Annotated in this window: 27 protein-coding genes; 16 read left to right on the top strand and 11 right to left on the bottom strand. The window is 70.6% G+C overall.

Features of this window, described 5'->3' with window-relative positions:
• Window positions 1–922 precede the first annotated feature (922 nt).
• The 3 genes from ACFQ87_RS35875 to ACFQ87_RS35885 all read right to left on the bottom strand — a co-directional run bounded on the left by ACFQ87_RS35875 (window position 923) and on the right by ACFQ87_RS35885 (window position 3,045).
• Window positions 923–1,318, bottom strand: a complete 396-nt coding sequence (locus tag ACFQ87_RS35875; RefSeq protein WP_380615112.1) for a transglycosylase SLT domain-containing protein — start codon at window positions 1,316–1,318, stop codon at window positions 923–925.
• Window positions 1,319–1,964: 646 nt separating this feature from the next.
• On the bottom strand, window positions 1,965–2,375 hold the full coding sequence (locus ACFQ87_RS35880; RefSeq protein WP_380615113.1) for a hypothetical protein: 411 nt from the start codon (window positions 2,373–2,375) through the stop codon (window positions 1,965–1,967).
• 40 nt (window positions 2,376–2,415) lie between these two features.
• The gene (locus ACFQ87_RS35885; RefSeq protein ID WP_380615114.1) at window positions 2,416–3,045 is read right to left on the bottom strand and encodes a maleylpyruvate isomerase N-terminal domain-containing protein; all 630 of its coding nucleotides are present in this window, start codon (window positions 3,043–3,045) and stop codon (window positions 2,416–2,418) included.
• A gap of 204 nt (window positions 3,046–3,249) precedes the next feature.
• On the opposite strand from ACFQ87_RS35885, the gene ACFQ87_RS35890 reads away from it, so the two are divergent.
• Entirely contained in the window at window positions 3,250–3,882 is a 633-nt protein-coding gene (locus ACFQ87_RS35890; RefSeq protein ID WP_380615115.1) for a LysE family transporter, read from the top strand.
• Window positions 3,883–3,937: 55 nt separating this feature from the next.
• On the opposite strand, the gene ACFQ87_RS35895 is transcribed toward ACFQ87_RS35890, so the two are convergent.
• Entirely contained in the window at window positions 3,938–4,564 is a 627-nt protein-coding gene (locus ACFQ87_RS35895; protein WP_380615116.1) for a TetR/AcrR family transcriptional regulator, read from the bottom strand.
• Window positions 4,565–4,764: 200 nt separating this feature from the next.
• Between ACFQ87_RS35895 and ACFQ87_RS35900 the strand changes: the two genes are divergently transcribed.
• From ACFQ87_RS35900 to ACFQ87_RS35915, 4 genes are all read left to right on the top strand, one after another.
• Window positions 4,765–5,523, top strand: a complete 759-nt coding sequence (locus tag ACFQ87_RS35900; protein ID WP_380615117.1) for an SDR family oxidoreductase — start codon at window positions 4,765–4,767, stop codon at window positions 5,521–5,523.
• Window positions 5,520–6,305, top strand: coding sequence for an SDR family oxidoreductase (locus ACFQ87_RS35905; RefSeq protein ID WP_380615118.1), 786 nt, complete (start codon window positions 5,520–5,522; stop codon window positions 6,303–6,305). The genes ACFQ87_RS35900 and ACFQ87_RS35905 overlap by 4 nt, the downstream gene beginning before the upstream one ends.
• A complete protein-coding gene (locus ACFQ87_RS35910; protein ID WP_380615119.1) occupies window positions 6,302–7,273 on the top strand; it encodes an NADPH:quinone oxidoreductase family protein in 972 nt (323 codons plus the stop codon). The genes ACFQ87_RS35905 and ACFQ87_RS35910 overlap by 4 nt, the downstream gene beginning before the upstream one ends.
• 183 nt (window positions 7,274–7,456) lie before the next feature.
• Window positions 7,457–8,398 carry an ADP-ribosylglycohydrolase family protein gene (locus ACFQ87_RS35915; protein ID WP_380615120.1) on the top strand — a complete coding sequence of 314 codons (942 nt, stop codon included), beginning with the start codon at window positions 7,457–7,459 and terminating at the stop codon, window positions 8,396–8,398.
• Here ACFQ87_RS35915 and ACFQ87_RS35920 read toward each other — a convergent pair.
• Entirely contained in the window at window positions 8,382–9,200 is an 819-nt protein-coding gene (locus tag ACFQ87_RS35920) for an NAD(P)H-binding protein (protein ID WP_380615121.1), read from the bottom strand. The genes ACFQ87_RS35915 and ACFQ87_RS35920 overlap by 17 nt on opposite strands.
• A gap of 81 nt (window positions 9,201–9,281) precedes the next feature.
• Between ACFQ87_RS35920 and ACFQ87_RS35925 the strand changes: the two genes are divergently transcribed.
• From ACFQ87_RS35925 to ACFQ87_RS35935, 3 genes are all read left to right on the top strand, one after another.
• A complete protein-coding gene (locus ACFQ87_RS35925) occupies window positions 9,282–9,695 on the top strand; it encodes a winged helix-turn-helix transcriptional regulator (protein ID WP_380615122.1) in 414 nt (137 codons plus the stop codon).
• A 173-nt stretch (window positions 9,696–9,868) separates the two neighbouring features.
• The gene (locus ACFQ87_RS35930; protein ID WP_380615123.1) at window positions 9,869–10,288 is read left to right on the top strand and encodes a molybdopterin-binding protein; all 420 of its coding nucleotides are present in this window, start codon (window positions 9,869–9,871) and stop codon (window positions 10,286–10,288) included.
• Between the two features lie 260 nt (window positions 10,289–10,548).
• On the top strand, window positions 10,549–11,028 hold the full coding sequence (locus ACFQ87_RS35935) for a ricin-type beta-trefoil lectin domain protein (RefSeq protein WP_380615124.1): 480 nt from the start codon (window positions 10,549–10,551) through the stop codon (window positions 11,026–11,028).
• Between the two features lie 113 nt (window positions 11,029–11,141).
• On the opposite strand, the gene ACFQ87_RS35940 is transcribed toward ACFQ87_RS35935, so the two are convergent.
• From ACFQ87_RS35940 to ACFQ87_RS35965, 6 genes are all read right to left on the bottom strand, one after another.
• Window positions 11,142–12,407 (bottom strand): alpha/beta hydrolase family protein, encoded by a 1,266-nt coding sequence (locus ACFQ87_RS35940; protein WP_380615125.1) that lies wholly within the window; start codon window positions 12,405–12,407, stop codon window positions 11,142–11,144.
• 150 nt (window positions 12,408–12,557) lie between these two features.
• Window positions 12,558–13,769: an acyl-CoA dehydrogenase family protein gene (locus ACFQ87_RS35945; protein WP_380615126.1), complete on the bottom strand. Its 1,212-nt coding sequence runs from the start codon at window positions 13,767–13,769 to the stop codon at window positions 12,558–12,560.
• Window positions 13,769–14,797 (bottom strand): phosphotransferase family protein, encoded by a 1,029-nt coding sequence (locus tag ACFQ87_RS35950; protein ID WP_380615127.1) that lies wholly within the window; start codon window positions 14,795–14,797, stop codon window positions 13,769–13,771. Before ACFQ87_RS35950 ends, ACFQ87_RS35945 begins: the two co-directional genes overlap by 1 nt.
• 128 nt (window positions 14,798–14,925) lie before the next feature.
• Complete coding sequence (locus tag ACFQ87_RS35955) at window positions 14,926–15,207, bottom strand: DUF397 domain-containing protein (RefSeq protein WP_380615128.1); 282 nt, start codon at window positions 15,205–15,207, stop codon at window positions 14,926–14,928.
• Window positions 15,208–15,251: 44 nt separating this feature from the next.
• Window positions 15,252–15,461 (bottom strand): DUF397 domain-containing protein, encoded by a 210-nt coding sequence (locus ACFQ87_RS35960; protein ID WP_380615129.1) that lies wholly within the window; start codon window positions 15,459–15,461, stop codon window positions 15,252–15,254.
• A 3-nt stretch (window positions 15,462–15,464) separates the two neighbouring features.
• On the bottom strand, window positions 15,465–16,289 hold the full coding sequence (locus ACFQ87_RS35965; protein ID WP_380615130.1) for a Scr1 family TA system antitoxin-like transcriptional regulator: 825 nt from the start codon (window positions 16,287–16,289) through the stop codon (window positions 15,465–15,467).
• Window positions 16,290–16,395: 106 nt separating this feature from the next.
• Here ACFQ87_RS35965 and ACFQ87_RS35970 point away from each other — a divergent pair, with 106 nt between their 5' ends.
• The 8 genes from ACFQ87_RS35970 (at window position 16,396) to ACFQ87_RS36005 (ending at window position 23,278) form a co-directional block, all read left to right on the top strand.
• Window positions 16,396–16,947, top strand: coding sequence for a recombinase family protein (locus ACFQ87_RS35970; RefSeq protein WP_380615131.1), 552 nt, complete (start codon window positions 16,396–16,398; stop codon window positions 16,945–16,947).
• A 235-nt stretch (window positions 16,948–17,182) separates the two neighbouring features.
• Window positions 17,183–18,445 (top strand): hypothetical protein, encoded by a 1,263-nt coding sequence (locus ACFQ87_RS35975; protein WP_380615132.1) that lies wholly within the window; start codon window positions 17,183–17,185, stop codon window positions 18,443–18,445.
• 113 nt (window positions 18,446–18,558) lie between these two features.
• A complete protein-coding gene (locus tag ACFQ87_RS35980) occupies window positions 18,559–18,885 on the top strand; it encodes a hypothetical protein (protein ID WP_380615133.1) in 327 nt (108 codons plus the stop codon).
• Window positions 18,885–20,228 carry a putative T7SS-secreted protein gene (locus ACFQ87_RS35985; protein WP_380615134.1) on the top strand — a complete coding sequence of 448 codons (1,344 nt, stop codon included), beginning with the start codon at window positions 18,885–18,887 and terminating at the stop codon, window positions 20,226–20,228. Before ACFQ87_RS35980 ends, ACFQ87_RS35985 begins: the two co-directional genes overlap by 1 nt.
• An 18-nt stretch (window positions 20,229–20,246) precedes the next feature.
• Window positions 20,247–20,735, top strand: a complete 489-nt coding sequence (locus ACFQ87_RS35990) for a SitI3 family protein (protein ID WP_380615135.1) — start codon at window positions 20,247–20,249, stop codon at window positions 20,733–20,735.
• A gap of 117 nt (window positions 20,736–20,852) precedes the next feature.
• Window positions 20,853–22,094: a hypothetical protein gene (locus ACFQ87_RS35995; RefSeq protein ID WP_380615136.1), complete on the top strand. Its 1,242-nt coding sequence runs from the start codon at window positions 20,853–20,855 to the stop codon at window positions 22,092–22,094.
• Window positions 22,066–22,836, top strand: coding sequence for an alpha-ketoglutarate-dependent dioxygenase AlkB (locus ACFQ87_RS36000; RefSeq protein WP_380615137.1), 771 nt, complete (start codon window positions 22,066–22,068; stop codon window positions 22,834–22,836). Before ACFQ87_RS35995 ends, ACFQ87_RS36000 begins: the two co-directional genes overlap by 29 nt.
• Before the next feature lie 94 nt (window positions 22,837–22,930).
• Complete coding sequence (locus ACFQ87_RS36005) at window positions 22,931–23,278, top strand: hypothetical protein (RefSeq protein WP_380615138.1); 348 nt, start codon at window positions 22,931–22,933, stop codon at window positions 23,276–23,278.
• The last annotated feature ends 423 nt before the right edge of the window (window positions 23,279–23,701 follow it).

Consider the following 23,701-nt stretch of genomic DNA (forward strand, 5'->3'; position numbering starts at 1 on the left):
GGCCGCGGGCTGGGGGGGGGGCAGGCACCAGCCGGCGGACGTCCCCTCCATCGAACCTCGGCTTCGCCCGCTTCGCCTCTGGTGGCACCAGCGCTGGCGGAGCCGGCCACCGTGGTGTAGGAGGCAGGAGTTGCCTGGACAGCCACGGTCCGTCAGCTCCCCTCCGCACGGGCGCCGCGTGCGAAGGAGTCCGCGCCCGCCGACACCGCGGACGGTGTGGCCACGGACCGCCGGACCAGGGGCGGAGCGCAATGGACCGCCACCTCCGAAGAGGGGCGCTGCGGCCAGATCGCGGTGACGACCGTGAGGGCCCGTCACGCACGGCTCGGGGCCGGCCCCGGCGGAGAGTGCGGGTCTCCTACCTTCACCGACCTGCGGGTGGTGACGGCACTGGTGACCGATCACGGCCTGGTGGTCCGGGTGCCGGCCGCAGGCAAGTACCCGGACAGCCCGGGGACCGACGACGTCTGCGGCACGGAGCTGATCGGCGTCGGCCCGGACGGCGGCGTCCGACACGCCGTCGACCTGATGCGCCGACACACCCTGCGCCGCCTGCTGCACGCCGAGGCCGCTGAGGTGCTCTCTACCCCGGTCAGGGTGGAGGCGCCAGGCTCGTGGCGGGCGGCCAGGTCGGCGGTTGTCCCGTCCTGCCTCCCGCTGCCCGGATCGCGGCCGGCTGGCGTCGCTGGACGAGGCGACGGCTGGCCGGCCGCCGGTGCGCGAGCTGCTGGGGCTGACGCCCGAGGGCGTGCAACCGGGTGCCGCCGTCGCCGACGGGCGCACAACCGCGACAGGGCCCGTGCCACGCATCGCGCGGGCACGGGCCCTGTCGGGTCATCCCGGTGGCCCCTGTCCGACCCCCGGGATGATGGGGAGAGTGGTCAAGGTAGCGGGGGGGAGTTCGGTGAGCCGATCGGTCGGCTTAGTACCAGTGGTGAACCTGCCAGAACGCCCAGGCGGCGTTCGGGCTGCCGTAGCGGGTGTTCATGTAGTTCAGCGCCCACTTGATCTGGGTGCGCGGGTTGGTCCGCCAGTCCGAACCGGCGGAGGCCATCTTGGAGGCGGGCAGCGCCTGGCCCAGACCGTAGGCGCCCGAGCTCGGGTTGGTCGCCCGCACGTTCCAGCTGGACTCGTGGAAGATGATCTGGTCGAAGGAGGCCAGCTGCTTCGCAGGCACCATCCGGGCGGCGATGGCCTTCGGAGAAAGGGTCGCGGCGGAGGCGGTGGCGGGCATCAGGCCCGCGCCCAGCGCGGTCAGGCCGGCGGTGCAGGCGAGAAGAGCGGCAGAGGTGCGCATACGAAGCTTGAAACTGGACATGGCGAACTGGACCTCAATCGGGTTGGGCCGGCGTCACGCCCCGCCTCGACCATGGCCGGACAGGGGCCGATGGTCGTGGGGCGCGATTCGGGGACAAGCCGCATCCGGCGAGACGGGAGCCGGTGTGGCTGGGTGGAGCAATTGTTGCCAGGCGGGATCGGCCGCTGCCAAGACCCCCTTGCTACGACTGGCCGTCGTATTTCAGGGGCGGTCGGCGTCGATTCAAAGGGTGGCCCACGCGGCCCTCCAATGCCGCCGAGCTGCGCAAATGTCGCCATCGAGGATTGCGGACGCGGCCGGGGCGTGCCCACTATCGCCTGTCGTGGACCTTGCTCCAGTGTGAGCGGGCTCACGGTTTAAGTCTTGGTTTGGGCCGAATTGCCCATCGCCCACCGAACTGCCGTCGACACTTTGGGTACAGATGATCTGTTCGGGTTGGGATCGGCGTCACACTCGGGCGCCTGCCCCGCACACGCTGTCGACGCGATCAGAGCCCGCTCAACGGCGCCTCCGACCGCCTGAGCACGCTCGCGCTCGGCTGACGCGAACGAGCGGCCGCCGCACCCGTGGGTGCAGCGGCCGCTCCCTGTTCAGCACGAGCCAGTCAGCGTGCCCCGATCAGCGCGGGTCGATCAGCGTGAGCCGATCAGCGCGGGTCGACCAGCTCCGGGGCGAACACCGTGCCCAGCGGCTCCGGGCCCACGTACTGCTGGCAGTTGCACTGTCCCGGCTCGTAGCGCACCGGCCGGCGGTCGGCGTCCCACGCCGTGGGCGTCTCGACCACCTCGTGGCAGCGGCCCTGCTTGTCGTGCTTGGCCAGGTGGTGGGTGCAGCCGCAGACCGGCTCGGGCGGGCGGTTGGCCTCCTCCAGCGCGAGACGCTGGCGGTGCTGGGCGTCGAGCACTTCGAGCTTGCGCTTGTGACGGACCTTCAGTCCCTTCCGCACCCGGCCGGCGACCGACCCGCCGCCGTAGAGCACGGCGGGCACCACCCACCACAGGTTCCACAACGAGTCCACTGACGTCCCCCACTGCTGCCGTTTCCTGGTGCAGATCATACGACTGACCAGCGAGAACGACACAGAAGGGACGGCCGGGTCAGCGGATCACCGGCAGCACCGGCGCCGAACTGCGGCCCGCCGCCGCCTCGATGAAGGCCACCGGATCGGCGACCTCGGCCAGCAGGTCGCGGGTGAAGTCCAGCGCCCGTTCGGCGGGCGTCGGACCGCCGACCGCCGCGATCAGGTCGAGCAGGTGGACGGTCGCCTCCATCAGCGCCACCTCGCCCAGCGCCCCCACCGTGGCACTGCCGAGCAGCGGGTGCGCCACCACCGTGCTGGGCGGAAGGTCGGCGAGATCGGCCAGGGCGGCCGGGCCCTCCACGCCGAACCGGGCGATCAGCGCGGCCGGTTCGGCCGCCTTGGCCACCTGCTTGGCGGTGTCGGCGACCTGCCCGGCGTCGGTGTGGGCGATCCCGCCCGGCCGGTTGAACGCCCGCAGGACGCCCGCCCCGCTCGTCACCTCGGCCGGGCCGTCCAGCACCGCCACCCGCAGCCCGGTGAACATCTCCGGCACCGGCGCCACGTGCGCGTACAGCTCCCGGACGGTCCAGTCGGGCAGCCGGGTGGGCCGGTCCCAGTCCTCCGCCGCCAGGGCCGCGCCGCGCTCGGCCCAGGAGGCCCAGGCCTCCGCCAACATGGCACGCACGGGGTCGTTCTGACTTGCCATCAGGTCTCCTTCGCACACGTGGTCACCGGCGTGCCCACGCTACCCGGCGGCTGCGGAAAACCATTTGCCGCCCCCGCGTTCCGGCCGCCACGATCGACCCATGACCGACACCCCCGCCCGCCCGCTGCCCGTGACCGCCGCCGCACGCCCGGCCCCGGTCCAGCAGCAGCCCGGCCGTCCCCGGAGGCCCGACCGCGCCCACGCGTGAGCGCCGCGCTGGTCGCGGGGCTGCTCGCCGGGTACGGCGTGGCCGTACCGGTGGGTGCCGTCGGGGCCTACCTGGTCTCGCTCACCGCGCGAAGCTCGCTGCGCACCGGAGCCTGCGCCGCGCTCGGCGTGGCCACCGCGGACGGGCTGTACGCGCTGCTCGCAGCCGTCGGCGGCACCGGCCTGGCGCCGCTGCTCGAACCGGTCGCCCGGCCGCTGCGACTCGCCTCGGCCCTGGTGCTGCTCGCGCTCGCCGCCCGCACCGCCGTCACCGCCCTGCGCAGCCGCCGGAGGACCACCACGCTCGCGGCCGAGGCGCCGCCCGGCCCGCTCCGGGCCTACCTCACCCTGCTCGGGATCACCCTGCTCAATCCGCTGACCGTGCTCTACTTCGCCGCCCTCGTCCTGGGCAGCGGAAGCCGGGACGGCGCCACCTCGGGCCCGCTCGCCCGGGCGGTGTTCACCGCCGCGGCCTTCGCCGCCTCCGCCAGCTGGCAGCTGCTGCTCGCCTCCGGCGGCGCGCTGCTCGGCCGGGCGCTCACCGGCCCCCGCGGCCGCCTGCTCACCGCCCTCGGCTCGGCCGCACTGGTCGGCTGGCTCGCCGTCCGCCTGCTGATCGGCGCGGCGTGAGCCCGCGGCTCTCAGGCCTGAGAGGCCCTCCCGGCGGGCCCTCCCGACGGGCCGGTCAGAGCTGGGCGCCGAGCATCCGCAGCACCAACTCGCCGTATCGGCGCCCGAGTTCCTCCGGCGTCTCGGTGGAGCGCTCGGTGTACCAGCGGGAGACGTCGATGCCCAGCGAGGTGACCGCACGGGCCGCCGTGCGCACCTCCGAGACCTCGAACTCGCCCGCCGCCACGCCCGCCTCGATCAGCGTGCTGACCTCGCGCTCGATGTCCAGCCGCAGCGCCGCGACCACCGCGTAGGCGTCCTCGGGCAGCGCGTGCAGCTCGTAGTTGACCACCCGGCCGACCTTCCGGGCCCGGGCGTGCCAGACGGTGAACTCCTCGACCAGGCGCCGCATACGCTCGGCCGGGCCGCCGTCCCCGGCCACCGCCGCCCGGACCAGGGCCAGGGTGGCGGCGTGCCCGGCCTGGCTGATCTCGGCGAGCAGCGCGGCCTTGGACTGGTAGTGGATGTACAGCGCGGCCGGGCTCATCCCGGCCGCGGTGGCGATGTCCCGGGTGGTGGTGGCGTGGAAGCCGCGCTCCGCGAACGACTCGACGGCCGCCTGGAGCAGCCGGTACGCCGCCTCGGGGCGGGTGTCGGCGCCGGGCAGGGTCGGCCAGAGGTCGGCGATGGGCGTTCTGGTCATGGCGCCATCCTCCCAGAAGACTCGTACAGGCATTCCCGCCGACCGTTCGGCGGACTGTCGGGCCGGTCAACCGGCAGGCTGTGGCGCCCGCCGACTGTTGACAGGTTCCCGCACCGACAGCATGCTGAGCAAGCGCTTAGTCAGCGACCGTCCCTCAGGATCCGGGATTCAGGATCCTCGCGCGAAAGGCAGGACCCTCCGTGGTGCACTCCTTCAAGGGCCAGGTGGCCGTCGTCACCGGATCGAGCCGGGGCATCGGCCTCGGCATCGCGCGCGAGCTGGTCGATCGCGGCGCCAAGGTCTGCCTCACCGCCCGCAACCCGGAGCCGCTCACCGAGGCCGTCCGCGACCTGGGCGGCCCGGACAACGCGATCGCCGTCGCGGGCAAGGCCGACGACCCGGCCCACCAGGAGGAGGCGATCGCCCGCACCCTGGAGGCCTTCGGCCGGCTCGACCACCTGGTCAACAACACCGGCATCAACCCGGTCTACGGGCCGGTGCTGGAGACCGACGACGCGGCCGCCGCCAAGATCATGGCCGTCAACGTGCTCGGACCGCTGGCCTGGATCCGCCGGGCGCACGCCGCGTGGATGGGCGAGCACGGCGGCGCGGTCGTCAACGTCGCCTCGATCGCCGGCATCCGGTCCTCGCCCGGGATCGGCGTGTACGGCGTCAGCAAGGCCGCCCTGATACGGCTCACCGTCGAACTCGGCGCCGAGCTGGGCCCGCAGGGCATCCGGGTCAACGCCGTCGCCCCCGCCGTGGTCAAGACCAAGTTCGCCGAGGCGCTGTACGAGGGCCGCGAGGAGGAGGTCGCCAGGGCCTACCCGCTGGGCCGGCTCGGCGTCCCCGCGGACGTCGCGGGCGCGGTCGCCTTCCTGCTCTCCTCCGACGCCGGCTGGATCACCGGCGAGACCCTCGTGGTGGACGGCGGCGTCACCCTCGGCGGTGGCATGTGACAGACGACTTGACGGGCCAGGGCGTGGTGGTGACCGGCGCCGGCCGGGGCATCGGCGCCGCCCTGGCCAAGGCCTTCGCCGGGGCCGGCGCCCGGGTCGTGGTCAACGACCTGGACGCCGAGGCCGCCCGCAAGGTCGCCGAGGACTGCGGCGGCACCGCCCTGCCCGGCGACGCCGCCTCCGCCACCGGCCTGGCCACCCTGGTCGGCCAGGCCCGCGCCGAGCTCGGCGAGATCGACCTGTGGTGCGCCAACGCCGGAGTCGCCCCGGTCGGCGGCGCCGACGCCCCCGCCGCGGCCTGGGCCAGCGCCTGGGAGGTCAACGTGATGGCGCACGTACGGGCCGCCGAGCTGCTGCTCCCCCGCTGGCTGGAGCGCGGAAACGGCCGCTTCCTGGCCACCGTCTCCGCCGCCGGGCTGCTCACCATGCTCGGCTCGGCCCCGTACGCGGTCAGCAAGCACGGCGCGCTCGCCTTCGCCGAATGGCTCTCCGCGACCTACCGCCACCGGGGCATCCGGGTGCACGCGCTCTGCCCGCAGGGCGTGCGCACCGACATGCTGGCCTCGACCGGCCCGGTCGGCCAGGCCCTGCTCGCCCCGACGGCGCTGGACCCTGAGGACGTCGCCGAGGAGGTGATGGACGCGCTGCGCCACGACCGCTTCCTGATCCTGCCGCACCCGGAGGTCGCCGAGTACTACCGCGTCCGGGCGAGCGAACCGGAGCGCTGGATCGCCGGGATGAACCGGCTCCAGCAGGGCCTGGAGAGGAGCGAGGCGCTGTGAGGGCCTGGCAGGTGGGTGAGCTCGGCGAGCCGGCCGCGGTGATGCGGCTCGCCGGGGACGTGCCGCAGCCGGTGCCCGGCCCGGGCCAGCTGCTGGTCCGGGTCAGGGCGGCGGCGGTCAACTTCCCGGACGCCCTGATGGTGCGCGGGCACTACCAGGTCCGCCCGCCGCTGCCGTTCACGCCCGGCGTGGAACTGTGCGGCGAGGTCGCGGACGGCGCCCGGCGGGGCGAGCGGGTGATCGGCAACCCGGTGCTGCCGCACGGCGCCTTCGCCGAGTACGCGCTGCTGGACGCCGCGGCCGCGTTCCCGGCGCCCGAGGCGCTGGACGACGCGGAGGCGGCCGCGCTGCACATCGGCTACCAGACCGCCTGGTTCGCCCTGCACCGCCGGGCCCGGCTGCGGGCCGGCGAGACCCTGCTGGTGCACGCGGCGGCCGGCGGGGTCGGCAGCGCGGCGGTGCAGCTGGGCCGGGCCGCCGGGGCGCGGGTGATCGCCGTGGTCGGCGGCGCGGCCAAGGCGGAGACGGCGCGTTCGCTGGGCGCCGATCTGGTGGTGGACCGGACGGCCGAGGACTTCGTCGCGGCCGTCAAGCAGGCCACCGGCGGGCGCGGCGCGGACGTGGTCTTCGACCCGGTCGGCGGCGACGCCTACACCGGCTCCGCCAAGTGCGTCGCCTTCGAGGGCCGGATCGTGGTGGTCGGCTTCGCCGCCGGGCAGATCCCGGCGCCGGCGCTCAACCACGCCCTGGTGAAGAACTACTCGATCCTGGGCCTGCACTGGGGCCTCTACAACACCCACGACCCGCGGGCGGTCCGCGCCGCCCACGACGAGCTGACCAAGCTCGCCGAGCAGGGCGTGGTCCGGCCCCTGATCAGTGCTCGGGTGCCGCTGGCCGGCGCCGCGGACGCCGTCCAGCGGGTGGCCGACGGACTGAGCACCGGCCGGATCGTCGTCCTCGGGGAGTAGCGGGCCGGGCGTGTCCTGTGGGTCTCGTCGGATCGGGCGAAGACCCACAGGACGCGCGCTCGGCGTTGCGGCGGGCGGACTCGTTCTCCTGCGCCGGCCGCCCTGACGGTCAGTCCCCGTCAGCAGCCCGCACGGCCGGGAATCCGGGTGCGCGGAGGCGTCGGCCCCTGCCAGGATGCCCGGATGACATCGTTTTCCGCCGCTCGCGACTCATTGGAGGGCCTGGCCCTCGGGGACGGATTCGGGGAGCGCTGGTTCCCCCTCTTCCGGCCGCCCCGGGAGGCGTTCGACCAGATCCGGGCCCGGCGCACGCCGCAGGAGGGCCCCTGGCACTGGACCGACGACACCGCGATGGCGCTGTCGGTGTACGGGGTCCTCACCGCCTTCGACGCGGTGCACCAGGAGCGCCTCGCCAAGGCCTTCGGGGCCACCTACCTGGCCGACCCGGGCCGCGGCTACGGGCACGGCATGCACCTGCTGCTGCCCGAGCTGGCGGAGCAGCCCGGGAACTGGCGCACCGGGGCGCGCGAGCTGTTCGACGGTCAGGGCAGTCTCGGCAACGGCGCGGCCATGCGGGTGGCACCGCTGGGTGCCTGGTTCTGCGCGGACCTCGACGAGGCGGCGGAGCAGGCGGTGCTGTCCGCCGAGGTCACCCACGCACACCCCGAGGGCATGGCCGGTGCGGTCGCGGTCGCCCTGGCGGCGGCCCTCGCCGCCCGCGGCCGCACCGGGCCCGCGCCCGTCGGCAGCGAGCTGCTGAGTGCGGTGGCCGACCGCACCCCCGCCGGCGCCGTCCGGGACGGGCTGCACCGCGCCGCCGGGCTGCCCGCGGACACCGCACCCTGGCGGGCGGCCGACCTCCTCGGCAACGGACAGCGGATCACGGCGAGCGACACCGTCCCCTTCGCCCTGTGGTCCGCCGCGCACCACCTGGACAGCCTGACCGACGCGCTGTGGACCACCGCCGAGGGCCTCGGCGACGTGGACACCACCTGCGCCATCACCGGCGGCGTGGTCGCGGCCCGCACCGGACTGGCGGGGGTGCCGCAGGTCTGGCTGGCCTGCCGCGAACCGCTACCCGACTGGGTCGCGAAGGCCACCGACGAGGTCAGCGCCCCGCGATGACCTCCAGGGCCGGGCGCGGCGGGCGACCGAGCAGCGCCGCCAGGTCGCCCGGTGCGCCCGGCCCGGCCAGGAAGCCGTGGGCGATCGCGGAGTAGGTGCCCACCACCATCGGCACCTGGAAGTCCAGCGCGTCCGAGGCCGCCACCGCCGTCCTGGCCTCCCCCAACCCGCCCGGGCGGTACTCCGCGCCGAGCACCTCGGCCACCTCCGCACCGCCCACCGCCCGCTCCCCCACCAGCTCGTAGGTGCGGCCCGCGTGCGCGGCCGGCGCCACGGCGACGTTGACCGCCACCTCGGCGAGGTCCGCCCGGGCCACCGCCGCCAGCCCTCCGGTGCCGAGCGGCGCGGTGATCACCCCGTCCGGGCCGGGCGCGGCGATCGCGGCCAGCAGCTCCGCGTAGAGGCCGTTGCGCAGCACCGTCCAGCGCAGCACGGCGGATTCGCGCAGCCGCCGCTCGGTCCAGCGGTGCGCGAGGGCGTAGGGCAGGTGGTCGCCGTCGCCGGAGAGGCTGGTGTAGACGACGTGTTCGACGCCCGCCTTCTCCGCCGCCTCGATCGCCGCGCCGTGCCGGGCGATCACCACGTCGTCCTCGGCGGCGCCGGCCGAGATCAGCAGCAGGGTCGTCACCCCGGCGAAGGCCTCCGCCAGGGTCTTCGGCCGGTCGAAGTCCACCAGCCGGGCGGGCACTTCGGCCGACACCCGCTCGGGCGTCCGACTCCCCGCGACGACGCCCTCGCGCGCGCCGAGCCTCTCCAGCACGAGGGTGCCGAGACCTCCGTTGACACCGGTGACGAGCAGCATGGTTCCCCTCCAGGGATGATCGGCCGTTGGCTACGCGACCATCCTCGATAGCCTGGGCGTCCGGCGTAAGGAGGCACTTCCATGTCCGTAGGGCACACCACGGTAACCACCCCCCGTCCCGTCCTGTGGTGCGAGGACGGCGTGGACTGCGGGATCCGCGACCTGCTGAGCCGGCTGGGCGACAAGTGGTCGGTGCTGGCGGTGGTCGAACTCGCCCAGGGCGTACGTCGGTTCCGCGAGCTGCAGCGGGCGCTGACCGGCATCTCCCAACGGATGCTGACCCTGACGGTGCGCCGGCTGGAGCGCGACGGCCTGGTGTCGCGGACCGTCCACCCGACCGTCCCCCCGCAGGTGGAGTACGAGCTGACGGCGCTCGGGCACAGCCTGACCCACCTGGTGCGGGCGATGGTGGACTGGTCCTACGACCACCACGACGCGATCGTCGACTCGCGCGCGGCCTGGGACGAGGCCAACCCGGGCTCGGAGATCCGCTAGGGAGCGCCTTCCGATCGGCACCTCCGGATTCGTGGCCTCTGATCTGCGGATGGATCCGGTGTTGCTCACTCGCACGCGCGAGGAGGCTTCTGCAGGCTTGTGACCAGGTGATTACGGTGGTCAGCGCAAGGCAGGAGGAGTTCCTGCCCCTCTCTCCCGTGAGGTCGGTTTCCATGAGCCTGAGCATCCGCAACCAGTTCCCCGGCACTGTCACCTCCGTCACCACCGGTGCGGCGATGGCGACGGTGAAGGCCCGCCTGGACGGCGGCCAGGAGATCACGGCGGCCGTCACCGTGGACGCCGTGAAGGACCTCGGGCTGGCCGCGGGCACTGCTGTCCGCGCCATGGTGAAGTCCACGGAGGTCGCGCTCGCGACCGGACCGGTCGGTGGTCTGAGCATCCGCAACCAGATCCCCGGCAGGGTGGTCGATGTGGCGGCGGGGTCCGCCATGGCGACGGTGAAGGTGTCCGTCGAAGGCGGTGAGCTGACCGCGGCCATCACCAAGGACGCCGTGACCGAACTCGGCCTGCAGGCCGGGTCGTCGGTCGTCGCGCTCATCAAGTCCACCGAGGTCTCGCTCGCCACGGCGTGACCCATCGCGATGTGGGCGACCGGGAGCCTTCGCGGGTTCCCGGCTCGGAGCCGGGCCGACCAGCACGGTCCGCTGGTGCCGTGACCGGCGGGGTCAACGCCGGATCCGCCGTGCTACCCGTTCAGGTGAATGCACCGCACGGCTCTGTTGGTTCGCTGACGAGCGATGCTCCAATTGGCATCGCACTCGGGCCTGAGCTGTGACATCACACCATGGTCGTGCGCGAACCGCACGCCCCGCAGCGAGAACGGAACTGCCCCATGGCAATCGCCCTCCGCAAGACTCTCGCCGTCGCCACCCTGGCGCTCACGGCCTCCTTCCTGCCCACCGGTCAGGCGGGGGCCGCCGAGACCACCCACTCGGCCCCGCGCACCCCCGGCCTCTACTGCCTCGCCAACGCGTGGCAGACCCCGAACATCGGCACGAAGCCGTGCAACACCGGCGACCCCGGCCAGCACTGGACCGTCTCGGGCGAGCAGATCTCCCTCAGCAACGCGCGGGCCTACTGCCTCGCCAACACCTGGGGCAGCCCGACCGTCTCGGTGAAGCCGTGCAACCCCAAGGACAAGGGGCAGTACTGGACCGTCTCGGGTGAGCAGATCAGCCTCACCTTCGCCCCGGCCTACTGCCTCGCCAACACCTGGAACACCCCGACCGTCGGTACGAAGCCGTGTGACGCCGCCGACCCCGGCCAGCACTGGGTGGTCTTCAACGACCAGATCAGCCTGGCGCTCGCCTGATACCTCACCACCGTGCCCACTGCGCGGGAAGTCGGCCCGGCCGACTTCCCGCGCAGTGCCGTTCAGACGCGGGGCGGCCCGGTCGGACGGCGTCCCGACGTTGCCCGCCGCTCTCAGCGCTCGTACGTCATCTCCGGGAACCGCGCCGAGGGCCCGTCCAGCAGGTGGTCGTCGTGGCCGCGCAGCCAGCGGTCGAAGAAGGAGGCGACGTAGCTGCGGGTGGCCAGCTCGGCGCGGTCGGGGCGGATGTCGCCGACGTCTTCGGCCAGCTTCTCGGGGCTGATCGCGCCCTGGCGGGCGAGCTGCGGGAGCAGGGACTGGGCGTCGGTGTAGGAGCCGTGGCGGGAGCCGGTGAGGGTCACGTCGGCGTGCCAGCCGGTGCTGTGCTGCCACAGGGCGTCCCAGCCGGGCTGCCGGTGGTAGCTGCCGGAGTCGGGGTTCTGGGTGCCCATGAGCAGGAAGGGCCGAGTCAGGCCGTCCTGGGCGACGCTGGAAAGGAACACTCCGGTGCGCCCGTCCGGGCCGGGGAAGTGCAGCTGGCCGTCGAGGTTGACGCCGACCTTGAGGCGCGGATCGTCGTGCATGGTCTGGAGGGCCGTGGAGCCGCCCCCGGAGTGGCCGACCATGCCGATCCGGTCGAGGTCGAGGGAGGCGGCGAGGCCGGCCGGCAGCTGCTTGTCGCGGCGCAACGCGGCGAGTTGGTCCAGGACGAAGCGGGTGTCGTCGACCCGGGTCTGCAGCGTCTTGCGCAGGAGGGCGCCGACGTCGAGGCCGGGCTGGGCCATCAGCGCGGGGAGGACGGAGGTGGCGAGGTCCCCGTCGGGGAAGGCGACCTCGGAGGCGTCGTAGGTGTGGTCGACGGTGACGACGACGTAGCCGCGCGAGGCGAGGTCCTCCACCAGGGCGGTGCCCCAGGTGCGCGGGTCGCCGAAGCCCGCCGAGTACAGCACGACGGGCCGCTTGCCGCCGGGCAGGGCGGGCGCGTCGGGGCGGGCGTGGGTGCGGATGCCTGCCCAGTCGGTGCGGCCGGGCTCGAAGCCGTAGTCGCTCTGACCGACGCTGTCGGCGCTGCCGAAGTGGTCGGCGGCGCCAAGGACCATGTACGGCGCGCGGTCGTTGCCGGTGGCGGGCCGGGCGGTCGGGTACCAGAAGCTGATCATCAGCTTGCGGTGCTGCCCGGGCTTCCAGGGGTCGTCCCGGCGGTCGTCCGTGAGCTGCAGGGACGTCGTGCCGACCGGGTACGGCCCGGTGGGCTGCGGCAGCCAGGCCCTGGCCTGCTGCTCGGTGCCCAGCCCCGGCGCCGCCACCGCCGCCACCGCCGCGCCCGGTGCGCCGACCACGCCCAGTGTCGCCGTCGCCGCCAACAGTGCCGCTGCCACGGCCCGTCCTCGCCTGCTCATCGCCGTTCCCCCTCGTTCGGTTCCGTGTTCGCCTTCAACACGGGCGACGGTACGGGCGAGGCGGGGCGGAAACCGTCATACCGGGGTGCCAAGTCCCGCTGTAGTACCCCGGTATGACGGCGTTCGACGCTACAGGTACTTCTTCAGCTCCCGCCGCGCCAGCGAGCGCTTGTGCACCTCGTCCGGCCCGTCGGCGAGGCGCAGGCTGCGGACGCCGGCCCAGAGCTGGGCGAGCGGGGTGTCCTGACCGGTGCCGCCGGCGCCGTGGGCCTGGACGGCCTTGTCGAGGATCCACTCGACGGTGATCGGGGTGGCGATCTTGATGGCCTGGATCTCGGTGTGCGCGCCGCGGTTGCCGACGGTGTCCATCAGCCAGGCTGTCTTGAGGACGAGCAGCCGCAACTGCTCGATGCGGACCCGGGATTCGGCGATCCAGTCCTGGATCACGCCCTGCTCGGAGAGCGGACGGCCGAAGGCGACGCGCGCGCTGGTCCGACGGCACATCAGCTCCAACGCCCGCTCGGCCATGCCGATGGCGCGCATGCAGTGGTGGATGCGGCCGGGGCCGAGCCGGGCCTGGGCGATGGCGAAGCCCGTGCCCTCCTCGCCGATCAGGTTCTCCACCGGCACCCGGACGTCCTCGAAGAGCACCTCGGCGTGGCCGCCGTGATCCGAGTCGTCGTAGCCGAAGACCGTCATGCCGCGCTTGAAGGTGACCCCCCGGGTGTCGCGCGGGACGAGGATCATGCTCTGCTGACGGTGCGGGGCGGCGTCCGGGTCCGTCTTGCCCATCACGATCAGGATCTTGCAGTCCGGGTTCATCGCCCCGGTGATGTACCACTTGCGGCCGTTGATCACGTACTCGTCGCCGTCGCGGACGAACCGGGTGGCGACGTTGGTGGCGTCCGAGGAGGCCACCTCGGGCTCGGTCATCGCGAAGGCGGAGCGGATCTCGGCGTCCAGCAGCGGGCGCAGCCAGCGCTCCTTCTGCTCGGCGCTGCCGAACTCCGCGAGCAACTCCATGTTGCCGGTGTCGGGGGCCGCGCAGTTGAGCGCGGGCGGGGCCAACTGAGGGCTGCGGCCGGTGATTTCGGCGAGCGGGGCGTACTGGAGGTTGGTCAGCCCGGCGCCGTGTTCGCCGGGGATGAAGAGGTTCCACAGGCCCTGCTTGCGGGCCTCGGTCTTGAGCTCGGCGATCACCGGCGGGACGGCCCAGGCCCCGCGGGCCGGGTCGGCGAGCTGCTCGGCGAGGACGGGCTCGGCCGGGTAGACGTGCTCGTCCATGAAGGCGAGCAGCTGCTCGCGGAGTTCGTTCGTCCGGGCGTCGTAGGCGAAGTCCATCAGTTCTCCTTGAGGGTGCTCAGGCCGTGCCGGGCGAGGATCGGGGCCATCTCGCCCGCGCGCTCGAACCCGGCGCCCAGGGTGCGGCCCTGCTGGAAGCGGAAGTGGATGCCCTCGGCGACGGCGGCGAGCTTGAACGAGGCGAAGGCCACGTACCAGTCGAGGTCGCCGGCTTGACGGCCGGTCAACTCGGCGTAGTAGGAGACGATTTCGTCGGCCTTGGGGAAGCCCGGGGCGGTCATGGCCGAGGGGATGATGCCGCCGCCGACGCCGGCGAGCTCGGTGTACATCACGAGCAGGCCGATGTCGGTGAGCGGGTCCCCGAGGGTGGACATCTCCCAGTCGAGGACGGCGGCGATCGCGTCGCTGTCGTCGACCAGGACGTTGTCCAGCCGGTAGTCGCCGTGCACCAGGGCGGGCGCGGGCGAGGTCGGCAGGCGCTCGGCGAGCAGGGCGTGCAGCCGGTCGAGGTCGGGGAGGTCGCGACTGCGGGAGGCGGCGAGCTGCTTGGACCAGCGGCGCAGCTGGCGCTCCAGGTAGCCGTCGGGGTGTCCGAAGTCGGCGAGGCCGACGGCGACGGGGTCGATCCGGTGCAGGGTGGCCAGGGTCTCGACCAGACGGCGGCCGAGCGCGTTGACCCGCTGCTCACCGAGGGCGGCCAGCGTCTTACGGTCCCGGTGCGCCGTGCCGGTGACGTACTCCATGAGGTACCAGGGCGCGCCGAGCATGTCGGTGTCGTGGTCGATCAGCAGCATGCGGGGCACGGGTACGCCGGTGCCGCGCAGGGCGGACATGACGCGGTACTCGCGGCCCATGTCGTGGGCGGTGGCGAGGACGTGCCCGAGCGGGGGGCGGCGAAGGACCCAGCGGGAGGCGCCGTCGGTGACGACGTACGTGAGGTTGGAGCGGCCCCCTTCGATGAGGTCGGCCCGCAGCGGCCCCTGGACGGTTCCGGGCAGCTCCCGGTCCAGGTGGGTGCGGAGGCGAGCCAGGTCCAGGCCCGGCGGGCCGGCGGGGGTCTCGGACATCGGGCGGCTCCTCTGGGACGACGGTCGATGACTAAGCGCTTGCTTAGCATTCAACTGCAGGGGGCCTCCTGTCAATGCAACGAGCCCCCGGACTCGGTCGGCCGGGGGCTCGTCAGCCAGGTCAAAGGTCAGATGTCGCCAAACTCACCGGCAGCGGTCGCGGCCACGAAGGACCGCCACGCCTCGGCCGGGAAGAGGAGCACGGGCCCCTCGGGATCCTTGGAGTCACGGACAGGCATCACGCCAGGGAAGTCGGAGGCCACCTCGATGCAGTTGCCACCGTTGCCGCTGTAGCGGCTCTTCACCCACCGAGCGCCAGCCAGGTCGAGGGCCACCTCAATACAGTTGCCACCTTGCTGGCTGTAGCTCGACTTCACCCAGCGGGCGGCGGCCAGGTTGAGGTCCGTCATTGAAGCTCCTTCCGAACAGCAGGGATCACGGCCGACGCCTTCGGTCAGATGGCGCCGAACTCGCCGGAGGCGGTCGCAGCGACGAAGGACTGCCAGGCCTCGATCGGGAAGACGAGCGCCGGCCCTTCCGGGTCCTTCGAGTCACGGACGGGAACGACGCCGGGGAAGTCGGGCGAAACCTCTACGCAAGACCCGCCGTTACCGGAGTGCGACGACTTGAACCAGGAAGCGCGGGACATGTCTGGGCGGGGCATGGGTCAAAGTTCCTTTCGGGCCTTGCGAATCAGGTCGAGGGACGCGGCGCTGGTCAGCGCTTCCACCTGCAACCGATCGTAGGCCTTTTCCCATGCCCTGACAGTCCTGTCGTCCCGCACCACAAAGCCGTGATCCGCAGCCTCCGTGTAACCGACCACAGAACGGTCCGCAAACGTCAGCAGAGTGACGAAGGACCAGAACGGAGCATGCTCAGCCAGTCCGAACGGAGCCACCTGGAAGATGACGTGGGGCCTGGACGCCATGTCAGCCAGGTGATCAAGCTGCGCTCGCATGATCGCAGCGCCGCCCACCGGGCGACAGACGGCGCTCTCGTCTATCACCGCGTGGATGACCGGCGGCTCGGCGCGCCTGAGAAGCCGCTGTCGCGCAACGAGGAACTTCACTCGCTCTTCAGCCTGGTCCGGTGTAGTGCTGCCACGCCGCACCCCGGCCGCTTCGATCGCGGAAGCATAGGCCTTGGTCTGGAGAAGCCCAGGAATGAGATTCGGCTCGTAAACCCTGATCTCCAAGGCGCGGGCCTCCTGCCCAGCGTGCTCAGGGAACCCCTCCAGGAACCCCTTCCTCCTCATCCCGACCCACATCAACTCAAGCGTCTGGCCCGTCCCCAACGCCTTGTCGGCCGCCCTGACGAAGTCCCGACTGGTGGACTTGCGGCCCGTTTCCACCGCCGAGATGTAGCTGTCCGAGTACCCCATGGCTGCGGCCAGGTCCTGCTGGGTCCAGCCCAACGCCTCGCGCGAGCTGCGAAGCAGTGCGCCGAAGGACTCACGAGGGGATGACGTTGGATCAAGTTCCTTGCGGTTCACAGCTCACATCCAATTCCACTTGAGCCGCAGACAAGTTGAACGATTCCCAAGCTTAGCCGACAGTGGGCACCACCGGTAGTCGTATCGCTACAGAGAGGAGCGAGCGGTGAACTGCCCCATGCCCCCGCAGACCGCGCATCGTCCCCAGGTGGTCATCTACCTCGCCAGGACCAACTCCCGCTTCCCGGAGCGCGAGTTGAGGCAGTGCGAGGCCTACGCCCACGCCTTCCGCTGGGACATCTCGCTGATCGTCGTGGACGACGAAGCCGCCGTGAAGGGGCCCGAGCACCGGCCCATGCTCCAGGCCGCCTTGCAGCGCCTCCTCGAAAACCGCGCCGGCGCGATCCTCATCCCCAGCAAGGCCACCATCTCCCCCATCGACGGCGAGTTCAACGAGTTCGCCGAGCGCGTCGAGAAGGCCTCCGGCTTCATCCAGGTGGCGACCCGCCGAAGACGACCGACCGCTACACCGCCGTCCCCGCCGACGCCCCGCACGGCGCCTCCTACCAAGCCTGGATCGTCCGCGACCGCAGCACCGACCTCCTCGTCAAGGCCCTCCCCCCGGCCGAAGAGCCGCTCCGCTTCTACTCCTACGCCCACGCCCAGGCCTGGATCCGCAAGAACGAGCCGCCGCGCATCGCGTACGAGATCCGCCTGATCGACGCCAAGAGCCCGCACTTCCTTCAGCTGGAGTGCTGGGGTCTCTGGGACCTCGAAACCCACGAGTACCTGCGCATGCCCGGTTCCTCGGACCGGATCCGGCGTTTCTACACCCTGGCCGGCGCCGAGGCCTTCCGACAGCACCTCAGCCGCGCTCAAACGTAGAGAACTTGTGAGGCGTGCAACCGCACCCGCCCCCTTAGTCATCGATCAAGTGTTCTTCTGATCGAACTATGGAGGTACGGGTGCGGGCTGCTCGTGGCACGGCCGGTCTGCTGGCGGTGGGGGTCCTCGCGGCCCTCGCCCTGGGCACGGGAGGCCCCGACTCCCGGGACAGACCCACCGCCGCCGGTACCACTCCGGCGAGCCCCGACCCCGGCCCGACCGCCAATGACACACCCACCCCCAGCGCGACCCCGCCCTGGGACGGCCAGGTGAAGGTCCTCGGCGACGGCTCCACCTCCTACACCGGCCCCCAGCCCAAGCAGCCCACGCCCGAGAAACTCAAACCGGGCGAGAAGCCGCCGCAGTTCGTCGTCTTCTCCTGGGACGGCGCGCTGGAGGGCGACGAGCACCTGTTCTCCCGCTTCCGCAAGCTCGGCGTGGAGAACAACGCCCAGATGACCTTCTTCCTCAGCGGCCTCTACACCCTGCCCAAGTCCAAGCGCACCCTCTATCACCCACCCCAGCACGACGCGGGCGCCGCCTCCATCGACTTCGCCACCGACCCCCACATCAAGGACACCCTGGAGCAGTTGCGCCTGGCCTGGCTGGACGGCAACGAGATCGGCACCCACTTCAACGGCCACTTCTGCAAGGCCAAGGGCGGCGGCGAGTGGAGCACCGACGAATGGAAGAGTGAACTCGACCAGGCCGTCTCCTTCGTCACCAACTGGAAGACCAACACCGGCTTCAAGGACCTCCCGCCCCTCCCCTTCGACTACACCAAGGAGTTGGTCGGCGGCCGCGCCCCCTGTCTGGAGGGACAGAAGACACTGCTCCCGGCCGAGAAGGCGGCGGGTTTCCGCTACGACGCCAGCTCGCCGGGCGAGTTCCAGGTCTGGCCGGTCAAGAAGGAGGGCATCTGGAACTTCCCGCTGCAGTTGCTGCCCTTCCCCGCCAGGTCGACCCAGGGCCTGTCGATGGACTACAACTTCCTCGCCGGCCAGTCCGGGGACAACCTCAACGGCGACCCGAAGAAGTACGCCGCCTGGGAGAAGGAGGCCCGGGAGAGCTACCTCGCCGGCTTCGAGCGGGTCTACAACGGCAGCCGGGCCCCGCTCTTCATCGGCAACCACTTCGAGGACTGGAACGGCGGCATCTACATGCAGGCCATCGAGGACGTGATGAAGAGCGTCTGCAAGCGGGACGGCGTCCGCTGCGTCTCCTTCCGTCAGGTCGCCGACTGGCTGGACGCCCAGGACCCGAAGGTGCTCGACAAGCTGCGCCAGCTGGACCCGGGACAGCCGGGTGACTGGTCACGCCTGGTCAAGTGACCGGTCCCGGGCGGCTTCGAACCCTGCCGTACAGGGGGAACCAAAGGTAGTCATCCCGGCATCCATTAACCTGTTCACCCCAAAAGCGATCGAAGAGACACGGGGGAGGGCTGATGGCGGACGGGTTCAAGGTCGACCTGGATTCGCTCGACAAGGCGGCCTCTGGCATAACCGACACCCTGGCGAAGCTACAGTTCAAGAAGGTCAGCGACCTCGATCACAAGAAGGAGGACGTCGGTCACGACCATCTGGCCGACGTCCTCGGGCACTTCCTGACCCGCTGGGAGATCGGCGTGGAGAACCTCGGCAAGGACGCCGCCCAGGTCTCCCAGCGCCTCAACGCGAGTGTGAAGGCCTACGGAAAGCTCGACGGGCAGATCGCCGGGCACCTGCACGGCACGCTCAGCCGTGACAACGGCGAGGACCCGGGGGCGAAGTAGTGGCGAAGGAACTCGGAGAGACGTCCGACCCGAAGGAGCTCGTACCCGGCGACCCGGATGCGGTCGGGTCGACCGCCGCCTGGCTGAAGAGCTACGGCGACACCCTCCACTCGACCGGTGAGGGGCTCAAACGGATCGACACCACCGACGGGTGGTCGGGGAAGGCCGGCGACGCGTTCCGGGCCGCCTTCAAGGGCGAGCCCCAGAAGTGGCTGGAGGCGGGCGACTGCTTCCATGACGCCGCCACCGCGCTGACCACCTACAAGTCGACCCTGGAGTGGGCGCAAGGGCAGGCCAAGGACGCGATCCGGCAGTGGGGCGAAGCCCAGGCCGCGACCGACAAGGCCAAGACCGAGCACGACGCGCAGGAGAAGAGCGAAGGCCACGAATTGCCGTTCACCGATCCCGGCGACGGCACCAGGACGACCGCCCAGCACACCCTGAGCAACGCACGCAGCCAGCTCAAGACCGCGGGCGACACCGCGGCCGACACGATCGCCAAGGGCCGTGACAAGGCCCCCGAGGAGCCCGGCTGGCTGGACGATGTGGGCGACTTCTTCTCCGACGCCGGAGACTTCCTCCTGGACGTCGGCAAGACCGCCGTCGCAGACCTGGCCTCCGTCGGCAACGCGATGATCCACGACCCCGGCTCCGTTATGGAGATCGCGGGCGGCCTCGGTCTCGCGACGCTCGGCGCCGGCGGCGAGATCCTGGGCGTCGGCCTGGACATGACCGGTGTCGGTGCGGCCATCGGCGTGCCCGTCAACATCGCCTCCGCCGGTGTCATCGCCACCGGCCTCGGCATGGCCGGTCTCGGCGCGAGCCAGATCGCCCAGGACGCGGTGGGACCCGACCGAGTCAACATGGAGAGCAACGGCGGGGGCGGCGGCAGCAGCTCACCGGACATGCGGACCCAGCCCTCCAAGCCGGCCGACCCCAACGCCAGCCCCGAGGGGCGCGTCACCAACATCCCCAAGAACGCGGACCCGACGACCGTGCGCGCGTTCACCCGGGAGAACGAGTCGGCCGACATCCTCGCGAAGAACGGCTACAAGGTCGAGCAGAACCCCGACGTCCCCGGCACGACCAAGAACCCCGACTACCGCGTCGAGGGCGAGGTGATGGACTGCTACGCGCCCACCGCGAAGAATCCCCGATCCATCGCCACCGGCATCCAGAAGAAGGTCGACGAAGGGCAGGCCGACCGTATCGTCCTGAACCTGTCCGACAGCGACGTCGACGTGGGCGCCATGCGCAAGCAGCTGAACGACTGGCCGATCGACGGACTGAAGGAGGTCACTGTGATCGACAAGTCCGGCAACGTGGTCTCCCTCTACCCGTAGAAGAAGAGAAAGACGGACATGGCAATCTCCTACAGCCTTGAGCTGGTGACCCCGTGGTCCACGGCCCAGGTCGCGCAGACGCTCGCCGACGTCGCCCGGTCCCTGCGACTCGTCGACGCCTCCGCAACCGTCGACACGCTGCTCGGCGACGGCGTGCTCACGGTGTACGACACCTGGCTCCGCGTGGCCACGCGCAAGCCCACCCCGTGGGGGGACCCGCAGATCGGCGGCCGCGTCTTCACCCCGACCGTCTCGGTCGTGTTCCGGCTGGGCAAGGACGCCGACATCTCCGGCCAGCAGGACGACATGACCCGCCTCGCCGACGGCGTACTGGCGCTGGTGCCCGGCGACGCGGTCCTGCACCTCGACTACGAGGACGTCTGGATGGTGCGCCAGGACGGCGACTTGACCCTGAGCGAGCGCTCCGACTTCTGGCCGCCGAACCGCCTCGCCGGCATCTCGGGGCCCTACAGCCGCCGGAACCACGCATTCGTCGACGAGGAGTGAAACCCGCGACAGGTCCGTCGGCGGTCGGTCCTGCCGCATCGGCCGCACCGCGAACGCTCGAGGGCCCGGGGGCACAGCCTGCTCCCGGGCCTCCATGAGAATGGCAGGCACCGTTTCATGCACACAGCAGAGCCGAAAGAAGCCCGCATCGAGGATGCGGGCAACATCCTGGTTGCGCCTTCGGTGTTGCAAGACCATGACTTGATCAGGGACTTCTTCGGGTCCACGATCGCGCCGGAGGACCTTGCTTCCGGTTCGCCCGACCTCTCGCAGAAGACCGTCTACCTGTGTGGCGACACATCCGGGATCAGCGGCCGCCAACTGCACGCGGCTGCCCGGGTGTTCGTTATCCGGGAGCTATCGCACGGTTACCACGAGGACGTCGACGAGCCTTGGCCCCTCGTCGACCTCGGCCGAGTTCCCATCCGGGTACACGGCGTCGGCGTGTACTACCGCCGCCTCTTCGAACTCGACGCCGATCACTTCGGGCGGATCAGTGCGGAGCACGCGTTCCAGTCCCTGACGGAGTCCACCAAACCTGGAACAGCCCATCGCAGCGGGATCTATCTGACGCCCGTCACACGGAACGGTGACGAACTGCATTTCCGCCTGCTCCGGTGCTCCACGAATCTCTCGGGGCCGACCGAGAGCTTTCGCCCGACCGACACCCACATCGTCGAGGCTCTGAACCGCGAGGCCGCCGCCGTCTTCCGGAACCAGGCACCGCTGAATCACGTCCTCGCTCAGATCTACCACAACACCCTTGCCACGCCCGAGCGCAAGCAGTCCAAGGCCAAGATCTCGGCCCATGCCGACAAGACCAAGGACATGCCCGTCAATGGCATCATGGCCTTCTGCACCTTCTATGACCGGCTCGACAAGCTGCAGCCCCTGGCCGAAGACGCCTTCGACTACGGCGTGAAGGGTGCCAGCGGGCTGACCAGACTCCACTTTCGCCTCAAGGAGCCGACCGGAGAACGCACCGGGGTCGCGCTCCCCCCGCAGTTCACCGTGACTCTCTACCCCGGCTCCGTGTTCTTCATGCCGCTGTCCACCAACCGCCTGTACACGCATGAAATCCGGCCCTCAGCATTGGATGCCGAGTTGCTCCCGACCCGCCTGGGATACGTGGTGCGCTGCTCGAGCGCCGAAGCCGTTCACAAGAACGGCCACACGTTCCTCAAAGTAGCCGGAGACCTGGTGAAGCTGGGGCCACCCACACCGGCCGGCATGGACGAGCTGCGCAGGCTGTACGCCGAGGAGAACAGGACCTCGTCCTTCATTGACTACGGCGACGAATTCCTCTTCAGCATGAACACGGGAGATTACATTGCCCCCCAGGTCCAGGATCTCGGATGAGATCCTCTCGTGCGCCCTGCCAACCGAGGAGAATCTCTTTGCGGAGCTGTCCGTGTCGGCTCGCCTGGAAGACATAGGAAAAGGCCGTCGAGGCGCCGTCCTCACCAAGATCGACGAGGCGGGTGACGCGCCTCTCGTACGCACTACCACTCGATACAGCAGCCCGACGCAGCGCTTCCGGGCGGTGCACGAACGGCTGGCGCAACAGATTCAAGAACGCACGGCGCTTTCGGTCGGCTTCAACAACGCTCTCGTCGAGAGCTACACGAACGCCTACAAAACCATGGGCAGCCATTCCGACCAAGCCCTCGATCTGGCCAACGAGTCATTTATCGCCGTCTTCTCCTGCTACCAGCATCCCGAAGCGAGCCCGCCGAGGAAGCTGATCTTCGCACCAAAGGGGTCCGGCGGTGAGAAGTTCGAGATCCCCCTCGCCCACAACAGTGTCGTCGCGTTTTCCGTCGACTCGAATCGGCGACTCAGGCACAAAATCGTACTGGACACACCCGCCCAGGCGGCCGACAACCAATGGCTGGGCGTAACCTTTCGAACATCAAAGACCTTTGTTCGGTTTAGCGACGGACATGCATACCTTCCGCAGGGCTCGCGCCTCACGTCGGCCGATGATGAGCAGAGGCGCGAGTTTCACCAACTACGACGCCGTGAGAACAATGAAACGGACTTCATCTACCCCCTGCTGACGTACACCATCAGCGAGAGCGATCTGATGCCGCCCGTCTGACCTTGAGGGATTTTGAATGACCCTCTTGGATGGCTGAGTAGGTTGCGGGCGAAGAGGGGGCTGCGGAAACTCCGCAGCCCCCAGGCTTTCGACATTGTCTTCGACGACCCCCTCAACGGTCACCGGTAACTCACACCGCACGACTCACACCACTGGCTGTACAGGTCCGCTCGGGGACTGGCTGGTCGTGTTGGGGCTGTTCGGGGACGAGCCACCCGTGTTCGGGTTGGTCGTGTTCGGGCTGTTCGGGGACGAGCCACCCGTGTTCGGGTTGGTCGTGTTCGGGCTGTTCGGGGACGAGCCACCCATGTTCGGGTTGGTCGTGTTCGGGCTGTTCGGGGACGAGCCGCCCATATTCGGGTTGGTCGTGTTCGGACTGGTCGTGTTCGGGCTGTTCGGGGACGAGCCACCCATGTTCGGGTTGGTCGTGTTCGGGCTCTGAGCGCACGAACCGCAGCCCGGAGATGGCTTCTCCGCCGGCCCCGGATAGTACGGGTTCTCGGGAATGATCTGTTCAGGATGGGGGAGGGCAGGTCCGACCTTACCGCTCAGGAGCTCGTTTATTTCATGAGTGTATCCGTCTTTTGTCCCCTGCAATACCCCTCTTTGATAGTTGTAGCTCGGGTCATCGCCTCGCACCGCGGGGTACTTCGAAAATGTGCGGCTCATTTGGCCGTGCTGGAAGTCGGCATGGGCCGTCTGCTGGCCGAGTTTCAAGCCAACCTCATAGCCGGCGTCATAGCTATTCGGTTGAGGCGATTGCTCGACGTACTGAGGGGCGCTCAGCGTGGCCGGAGCAGCGTCCGCAAGGGCCGTTCCACCGCTTCCCAGAAGCGTCACAACCCCCATCAGGGCGGCGGCGGTC

The organism is Kitasatospora sp. NPDC056531, from assembly GCF_042794375.1.
Taxonomy (GTDB): Bacteria; Actinomycetota; Actinomycetes; order Streptomycetales; family Streptomycetaceae; genus Kitasatospora.

What these genes read in the sequence shown, in the direction of transcription:
- ACFQ87_RS35875 (WP_380615112.1), bottom strand. Translation starts at nt 1,318, where the DNA reads ATGTCCAGTTTCAAGCTTCGTATGCGCACCTCTGCCGCTCTTCTCGCC.
- ACFQ87_RS35880 (WP_380615113.1), bottom strand. Translation starts at nt 2,375, where the DNA reads ATGATCTGCACCAGGAAACGGCAGCAGTGGGGGACGTCAGTGGACTCG.
- ACFQ87_RS35885 (WP_380615114.1), bottom strand. Translation starts at nt 3,045, where the DNA reads ATGGCAAGTCAGAACGACCCCGTGCGTGCCATGTTGGCGGAGGCCTGG.
- ACFQ87_RS35895 (WP_380615116.1), bottom strand. Translation starts at nt 4,564, where the DNA reads ATGACCAGAACGCCCATCGCCGACCTCTGGCCGACCCTGCCCGGCGCC.
- ACFQ87_RS35915 (WP_380615120.1), top strand. Translation starts at nt 7,457, where the DNA reads ATGACATCGTTTTCCGCCGCTCGCGACTCATTGGAGGGCCTGGCCCTC.
- ACFQ87_RS35920 (WP_380615121.1), bottom strand. Translation starts at nt 9,200, where the DNA reads ATGCTGCTCGTCACCGGTGTCAACGGAGGTCTCGGCACCCTCGTGCTG.
- ACFQ87_RS35925 (WP_380615122.1), top strand. Translation starts at nt 9,282, where the DNA reads ATGTCCGTAGGGCACACCACGGTAACCACCCCCCGTCCCGTCCTGTGG.
- ACFQ87_RS35930 (WP_380615123.1), top strand. Translation starts at nt 9,869, where the DNA reads ATGAGCCTGAGCATCCGCAACCAGTTCCCCGGCACTGTCACCTCCGTC.
- ACFQ87_RS35935 (WP_380615124.1), top strand. Translation starts at nt 10,549, where the DNA reads ATGGCAATCGCCCTCCGCAAGACTCTCGCCGTCGCCACCCTGGCGCTC.
- ACFQ87_RS35945 (WP_380615126.1), bottom strand. Translation starts at nt 13,769, where the DNA reads ATGGACTTCGCCTACGACGCCCGGACGAACGAACTCCGCGAGCAGCTG.
- ACFQ87_RS35950 (WP_380615127.1), bottom strand. Translation starts at nt 14,797, where the DNA reads ATGTCCGAGACCCCCGCCGGCCCGCCGGGCCTGGACCTGGCTCGCCTC.
- ACFQ87_RS35955 (WP_380615128.1), bottom strand. Translation starts at nt 15,207, where the DNA reads ATGACGGACCTCAACCTGGCCGCCGCCCGCTGGGTGAAGTCGAGCTAC.
- ACFQ87_RS35960 (WP_380615129.1), bottom strand. Translation starts at nt 15,461, where the DNA reads ATGCCCCGCCCAGACATGTCCCGCGCTTCCTGGTTCAAGTCGTCGCAC.
- ACFQ87_RS35975 (WP_380615132.1), top strand. Translation starts at nt 17,183, where the DNA reads ATGGAGGTACGGGTGCGGGCTGCTCGTGGCACGGCCGGTCTGCTGGCG.
- ACFQ87_RS35980 (WP_380615133.1), top strand. Translation starts at nt 18,559, where the DNA reads ATGGCGGACGGGTTCAAGGTCGACCTGGATTCGCTCGACAAGGCGGCC.
- ACFQ87_RS35990 (WP_380615135.1), top strand. Translation starts at nt 20,247, where the DNA reads ATGGCAATCTCCTACAGCCTTGAGCTGGTGACCCCGTGGTCCACGGCC.
- ACFQ87_RS35995 (WP_380615136.1), top strand. Translation starts at nt 20,853, where the DNA reads ATGCACACAGCAGAGCCGAAAGAAGCCCGCATCGAGGATGCGGGCAAC.